This is a genomic window from Psychrobacter sp. 78a-MNA-CIBAN-0178, from assembly GCF_040309625.1.
Classification (GTDB): Bacteria; Pseudomonadota; Gammaproteobacteria; order Pseudomonadales; family Moraxellaceae; genus Psychrobacter; species Psychrobacter okhotskensis.
Window position 1 is genome coordinate 1 of record NZ_JBEOOZ010000047.1, and the last position, 7,162, is coordinate 7,162.

The window sequence follows — 7,162 nt, forward strand, 5'->3', positions numbered from 1 at the left end:
GCTGACGGCTGGTGGTGCCAGGATCACGCTTGATGGTGCTGACATTACGATTGCAGCGAAACAGTTTACGGAGAAAGCTGGGAAGCACAGTAAGGCTGGAGGTGGAAGGGATGGGTTGGGATTGGCGGGGTTGCCTAGCATAATTCCTGATAAAAAGACGCTGATGGATGGTGTTTATAATTTGGTACAGCAGTTTGTAGATGAAGACAATGTACCTTATGCTAATATGCCTTATAGAGCTATTAATAAAACAACTGGCGAAACGTTTGAGGGTACTACCGATGAAAAGGGTTGGACTGAACGTTTTCAGTCTAATAGTGAAGAGGAGATTAATATTCATATAGACCTCAATTGGCAGGATGACTATGGGAGTGAAGCTAATGAGTAAATATAATAAAAATACTCTTAATCGTACTCTACCTATGATTTCTAACAACCAAGTTCAAGTAATTTCGAATCAGTATTACTTAGTAGTTGGTTTTGAAGTCAATCATATAGCTACTGCTTTTCGTAATAATACTCAAAATCTCAATGTTGATTATGGGCATGCATTCTTTTTCACAGTGAAAAATGGAAAGATCATAACAGTATATAGTTTTGGTCCAAAGGGTGCCGCAACACCAACAAAGCGAGAGTTAGCAGCAGGAATTGATGAGTTTAGTGGAAGACGTCCCGCTACTATAAACTACCCCATTACTGAAGTTTCAAGACTCTACAAATTTAGAATAAGCAAAAAACAGTTAATAGCAATTAAAAAGCAAGCTGACCAATTTAAGAAGAAGGTTATATCAGGTGAAGAAAAATATACAGCATATATGAATGATACTTGTGCAGAAGCGGCAAAAGATGTTTTAGACGACGCAAACATTGATACGCCTAGTGGTAAGGGTTATATTACTACACCTAGTGGAACAGCTAACTGAGCTATGCTGAAGAAACCGTACAATTAAACTTGGTAAACTAACGACTCAAAGAGGAGTTTACCATGGTCAAGAAAGTAAGAACCTACAGCGATGAATTTAAAGCCGAAGCTATTAAGAAGATAGCAGACAATAAGGGTAATATTTCAGCGACTGCAAAGCAGCTTGGCATAGCCATGCAAACGCTATCTAACTGGCAAAACAAAGCCACTCAAGGCAAGCTTGCAGGGACTGAGCAATATGACCCACAGCTAATGGCCGTGCTAGAAGAGAATAAGCGCCTCAAGCGACAGCTGAAAGTTGCCGAAGAGGAGCGCGAAATTCTAAAAAAGGCGACGGCGTACTTCGCCAAACACAGCTAGTAAAGTACGCCTTTGTTAAAGACAACCAGCAACTCTTTCGCATCAGTAGCATGTGCCGTGTACTACATATTAGACCCTCAAGTTACTACGACTGGCTGGGTCGTGACATCAGCGCTCAGCAGATACATCGTAACCAGTCTGAGCTACTAATCAAAGCGGCACACAGTGAAACAAAGGAGCGCTACGGCTTTGAGCGTCTGCATGCGCATCTAAATGAGCAAGGATATGATATCAGCCCATACATGGTCAGAAGCATCAAGGAAGAACACGGTATCAAATGCCGTCGTCATAAGCGTTTTAAAGTTACTACCGACTCAAACCACAACAAGCTGGTCTATGACAACGTGCTCGATCAGCAGTTTGACGTCAACCGCCCTAACGAAGCATGGGTCAGTGATATCACCTATATCTGGACAACCGAGGGGTGGCTGTACTTAGCAGGCGTTAAAGACTTGTATACCAAAGAGCTGGTTGGCTATGCCATCAACAAACGTATGACCGCTGACTTAGTTTGCAAAGCATTGAACATGGCAATTAAGAATAAGAGACCAAGCAAGGGACTAATTGTTCACTCTGACAGAGGCAGTCAGTATTGTAGCCATGCGTATCATAAGATTATTAAACAGCATCAGTTTATAGGCTCAATGAGTGGCAAAGGTAATTGTTATGACAACGCACCCATAGAGAGCTTCTGGGGTGTATTAAAGAATGAGCTGGTATATCATCAGGACTATAAGACCAGATTTGCCGCTATTACCGATATCATTAGATATATCGAGTTGTACTACAACCAAACGAGAATTCAAAAGGGTTTAGGCTATAAATCGCCAAGACAGGTGTGGTTTGACTATTATCGTCAGGCTGCGTAACTAAAATCTCCCAAGTTTAACTGTACGGATTTGACGGCAGGGGTCAAACTTCTTATTTGAACCTTCATATATCGATGGACGGAAAGTACCTTTTACAGGAGCAATGTTTGTAAACCCGTATTCTTGGTATGATCAGTTTAGAACAAAATATGGTCAACCGTTTTTATACAAACACAATGGAGTTGATTTGTTTGATCCTATATATCTTGAAGACAAGTGGAAACCCATGGAAGGTACTACCGTACCTAGCGCTATTGCCAAACATTCTTATCATTCTAATCTGTGAAGATAATAAATAGTGAGAATTTAAAATGATCAAGGTCGCTCTAGTTATTTCAGCTCTTTTCTTATTCGTAAGTTGTGAAACTTCGGAAAACACGCAAATTGGAGACTCTGTGATGCAAGGTGGACTATCACTAAACAACGCACTAATAAAAGCAAATGACACACAATCAATCGCTCATTCTAATGGTAAAAACATGACAGAAATAACAAAGGCTGCTATTAGATTGACTGCCAATGAAACAGATCTAGTTTCAGAATCAAATGTTCTTGGTATCTATAAACCTTTTTATCCCAAAGCCGACAAATGGATCAGATACAGTTTTGAAACAGTAGATATTCATACTACTGTATTTACTTATCTAAATGATAGCAAAGCCAGAAATATTTATATCAAAAATGCTGACAATCAATTCATTACACCTGAATTTCAATTAGATTTAAAAGACCTTAATATCACTTATTTAGATTATCACTCAAGAAAGTCTGAAACTAATACTGATTTATACGATGCCGATTTTGCCTATAGATCAAATGATCATGAAGATATACTAGTCGGATTTCGAGCTATTGATTTAACAGAGAGTGCAATAAGTAAATACGATAAATTTGAGTCTTTACCAAAGAATATTACTTCTATCAGAGTTTATTCTTCACTAGAAAATGAAAAATAATTAAAATGATGAAATGAGAGATAAGAATATTATGTCAATGAAAATTAACGACTTACTACTACTTAGTAGTATTGTTCTTTTAACGTCATGCCGTTATGACTCAAATTTAGCTGAACCTAAAAAAGTTTCATTAATAGACTATATCGACAAATCTGATTTAGAGAAATATGGTTTTTCAGCTAATGATATTGAGAACTTCGATACTAAAATCAAGGATAATGGTGTATTTGCAAACGACTATAAGAGCTATGAGGTTAATGGATTTACAATCTTATCAAGTACTGAAAATACTGAACATATATTCATACTAAAAAATAATAAGTTTATTGCTACTTTTGATGACCAATCAAGAAGCTTATACTCTACACAAACTAATATTCCTACACGATTAGATGCTATTGTTACTTATATACCTGAAATTCCTTCTTTGAGCTATAGCACTAATAAACTAAACCATTACGACCTTAATCTGGATGGTATTGATATTATTAGTGAGATCATACCGAGTGATGATAAAGGATTAGATTATTTCTCTGCAGAGCTTTTAGGTGCACCAAATCTTAATATCGTTGAAGCAAGTATAAATGGTAAAGAGTGCAAAGCCTTAGCAGGCTCTTTTGCCTGTTGTCTTTCATCTCAGGAAAGTTATGATGCATATAAATTCAGCTATCAAGATGGTTGGATTAGTCTTCCCACTAATAAAAAATTAAATACAATATGCAATGCTGAGGATTTCGAAACTTCTAAACATGAACTTAAAAACAAGCTTTTCTTAAAATGACAAGTACGAAATTTACCAATTCTTATTAATGATCTAAAAGTTCTTGCTCACTAGTAATAGTCACATCAACATCAAATATGCCAACACCCTCGTCCTCTCCACCCAGCCGCAAACCCACCTCCAAGCACAGCAACATAACTATCAGCACCATACCCCTACTCTGACCCAAACGGCATTGGGTGGTCAGCACTTGACTGAGCGGTTAACGCAACTTGCCTCTGGGCTTGGACGGTCAGTTAATGATCATGCCAACATTAAAACTCAGTTAGAGAGTATCGCCAAGGAACAAGACACTAAAACCCATCAGCAAACACCTTACACGCTAATCGACAGCGCAGCAGACACAAGTTATGTCAGTGACGATATACTGATTCACAGAAGTATGGGTGAGATAATTAGTACTACGCAAACGGACATGATGATTAGTAGTGGCGATAGTCATCATCAAGTCAGTAGCGAATCACTCAATATCATAGCCGATGGTCAGTTTAGTATGACCAATGCCAAAGAAAATATCACCCTATCCGCCCATACAGGGAAACTGGAAGCAACCGCCAAGCAAGATGTGAACATCGCCTCCTCCACCAAAGAGGTAGAAGTCGTGGCAACCAATAAAGTGACGATAACGGCAGGCGGTGCGAGTATTACTTTGGATGGTAGCAATATCACTATCGCCGCCAAAGAGGTGACGGAAAAAGCAGGTAAGCACAGTAAGGCTGGGGGCGGAGTTGATGGTCAATTTGTATCAGGCTTACCTTCTAATATCTTGGACGAACCACCAACCTTTATCGAGCTTAATTATCTACACGATGATGAGACTCCAGTAAGCAGTGCGCCCTACCGTGTCGAGTTCGCAGATGGCTCTGTCAGAGAAGGCATTTTAGATAAAAATGGCTTTGCTCGTTTAGAAGGTGTGCCTAAGGGTCAAGCTCATGTTTATTATGGTGAAGACCCTGCTGACTTCAAGCCTGATATAGATATGGAGGATGGTATATGAGTAGTAATGGCTTTGGCGGCGGCGCACTAGGGATTAGTAACATAGGGAAGGATTACACTCCTCAAAAATATAAAAAAGCCAAACAAGAAAAACCCACAGGCTGGTTTGAAGCATTAAAAGAAGAGACAGGTTCGTTTCTAGCAGGTGAAAACACCTCGTCTTGGGCACTATTTGCTGAAATTGTGATCGGTGCAGTTCCTATTGCAGGACAGCTTATTGATGCGCGAGACATCATCAAGGCAGTCATGAGCCTTAAAGATAAACCCTCCGATATTACATTATGGTTCTTACTCATAGCAGCATTAATAGGGCTGATACCAGTCTTTGGTGATGCAGTTAAAAGTGCTATTAAAGCTATCAAGATTGGCGGTAAAAACCCTGCTGATCTATTTGCCTTTATCAGAAAATTTGGTAAAGGTAATGCAGAGCAAGCTTTAAAAAAAGCGTTAGATGTCAGTAAACTAAAAGGCTTACTTAACAGTATCTTGACCCCTAAGTTTCTCAATAGTTTAAGTAAGTCTAATAAGCAAAAGTTAATTCAAATTCAAAAAGACTTTGATCGTTTCGCTCAGCAAATTATTAATGAGATAAATGGCTGGTCGAAAATGACACCGGCTACAGCGAGTGTTAATCATGCAGGCGTTGGTAAAGCTGCTGGCACAAAACCCAGCACAGCCTTAGCTTCAACCAACAGGAACGCTTCTGGTGAAACGGTTAATCATAATAGTAGTATCACGTCGAGACCTGCTAGAAAAGGAGTTATGAAGCAGCATAAGCCGAAGTGCTTTAAGCCAAGCAAAGACTTAAAAAGCAGATTTTCTAAAGACAGTAAAGCAAATGCAAAATTTGAGAAAGACTATTATAAACAACTTAAAGGTCAACAAGATGGCATCAATAATTTAACTGTAGATGAGTATCTAGCTGGCCGCGCCTCCTACAATAAAAACCAGCGTAAAGGAACAGGAAGTGAACAGACTAAAGCTAGAAATAAATACGAAAACGATATTTCTGAATCATTACAGAGAAGCTATCGCAAGCAAGGCAAGACGGCTTCTGAAGCTAAAATAGCGAACAAACGCACTCCTGAAATAATGAAAGACCTGAATGCTCTACATGATCCTGATATGATTGCAGGTGGTAAAGATAAAATTAATCGACTGGGTCGTGCTGATGTGAATAAGTCCATAGGTGGACAATGGTCTAATAAAGTTGAAGCAAATAGTAGAGTTGCACAGATGGATAAAGCCGCTAAAGAAGCTTTAAAACAAGGCGGGCAAACCAAAATGAACGTTGAACTAAATAGATGTAAATAAAATATGACTAAAGGACATTTAAATGAGTACATTTATTATAGATGAAGACTTTGATCTTTTCATGGAAGACTTTGGACAACCTGATTGGCAGCAGCCAGTTGCACAAGCTATTTTTAATCGTTATCGTGGTAGATTGCCTGATAAACTACTATTCTATTGGGAGCGTTTAGGGTTTTGTCGCTTTAAAAAAGGCTTATTTTGGATAGTTAATCCAGCTGACTACGAAGAAGATCTGACTACATGGCTCGGCGATGAGGTTATGAGGCAAGATAACTATTATGTGATCGCTCGAAGTGGCTTTGGCGAATTATACGTTTGGGGTGAAAAATCAGGATTCACATTTGAAATCACTCCTACTCTAGGTTGGATATACCAAAAGAAAGGTAATGCAAAAGAAATAGCGTATGGAAAATCCAATCAAGAATTAGCTATGTTTTTTGGGTTTAAACAGATTAAATATACAGATATGGAAGACAATAACGGTAAACCCCTATTCAAGCGTTGTGTGAAAAAGTTTGGTGCGCTCGACTATGACGAGATGTTTGGCTTCGTTCCTGCCCTTGCCATAAGTGACAATGCGTCTATCAAAAATGTCGATAAAATGAATATCTTTGTGCATCTTAGTCTCTTACCTGACTTGATTGAAATCCAATACATCGACTTTAAGAAATTAGGACAAATGGCATTCGGTGTTGAAGATTCATCAAATCTACCTGATTTAGATGACTTAGTATAATTAATTATTTAAGCCACCTTCGGGTGGTTTTTTATTAGCGATCAGCTGATTGGCTCCACTACTTTCATCCTCAAACAGGTATGAGAGGAATTGACGATATGACCCCTGCCGTCAAATCCGTACAGTTAAACTTGGGAGATTTGAATCAAGCGGGAGTTTCCTAAAAACTGTGTAACTGCTTATAATCCCATAACAGGAGAATAAGCAATGACCAAGCAAACTGACATT

The 7,162-nt window shown here is 38.8% G+C and carries 7 protein-coding genes and 1 pseudogene; all 8 read left to right on the forward strand.

Going from position 1 to position 7,162, the window contains the following annotated elements; genetic code table 11:
* Positions 1–388, forward strand: a pseudogene (locus AAEY80_RS13935) (hypothetical protein); the annotation flags it as partial.
* Complete coding sequence (locus AAEY80_RS13940) at positions 381–923, forward strand: hypothetical protein (RefSeq protein WP_025652862.1); 543 nt, start codon at positions 381–383, stop codon at positions 921–923. The pseudogene AAEY80_RS13935 and the gene AAEY80_RS13940, both read left to right, overlap by 8 nt.
* A 62-nt stretch (positions 924–985) precedes the next feature.
* A protein-coding gene (locus AAEY80_RS13945; RefSeq protein ID WP_101210724.1) for an IS3 family transposase occupies positions 986–2,151 on the forward strand; the annotation gives its coding sequence in 2 pieces (ribosomal slippage) (positions 986–1,244 and positions 1,244–2,151; 1,167 coding nt in all).
* 398 nt (positions 2,152–2,549) lie between these two features.
* Entirely contained in the window at positions 2,550–3,107 is a 558-nt protein-coding gene (locus AAEY80_RS13950; RefSeq protein WP_156915664.1) for a hypothetical protein, read from the forward strand.
* A 31-nt stretch (positions 3,108–3,138) separates the two neighbouring features.
* Positions 3,139–3,888 (forward strand): hypothetical protein, encoded by a 750-nt coding sequence (locus AAEY80_RS13955; protein WP_156915663.1) that lies wholly within the window; start codon positions 3,139–3,141, stop codon positions 3,886–3,888.
* Positions 3,889–3,931: 43 nt separating this feature from the next.
* Complete coding sequence (locus AAEY80_RS13960; protein ID WP_025652856.1) at positions 3,932–4,885, forward strand: DUF2345 domain-containing protein; 954 nt, start codon at positions 3,932–3,934, stop codon at positions 4,883–4,885.
* The gene (locus AAEY80_RS13965) at positions 4,882–6,198 is read left to right on the forward strand and encodes a polymorphic toxin type 15 domain-containing protein (protein WP_025652855.1); all 1,317 of its coding nucleotides are present in this window, start codon (positions 4,882–4,884) and stop codon (positions 6,196–6,198) included. Before AAEY80_RS13960 ends, AAEY80_RS13965 begins: the two co-directional genes overlap by 4 nt.
* Before the next feature lie 22 nt (positions 6,199–6,220).
* The gene (locus AAEY80_RS13970; RefSeq protein WP_025652854.1) at positions 6,221–6,934 is read left to right on the forward strand and encodes a GAD-like domain-containing protein; all 714 of its coding nucleotides are present in this window, start codon (positions 6,221–6,223) and stop codon (positions 6,932–6,934) included.
* Positions 6,935–7,162: the final 228 nt, after the last annotated feature.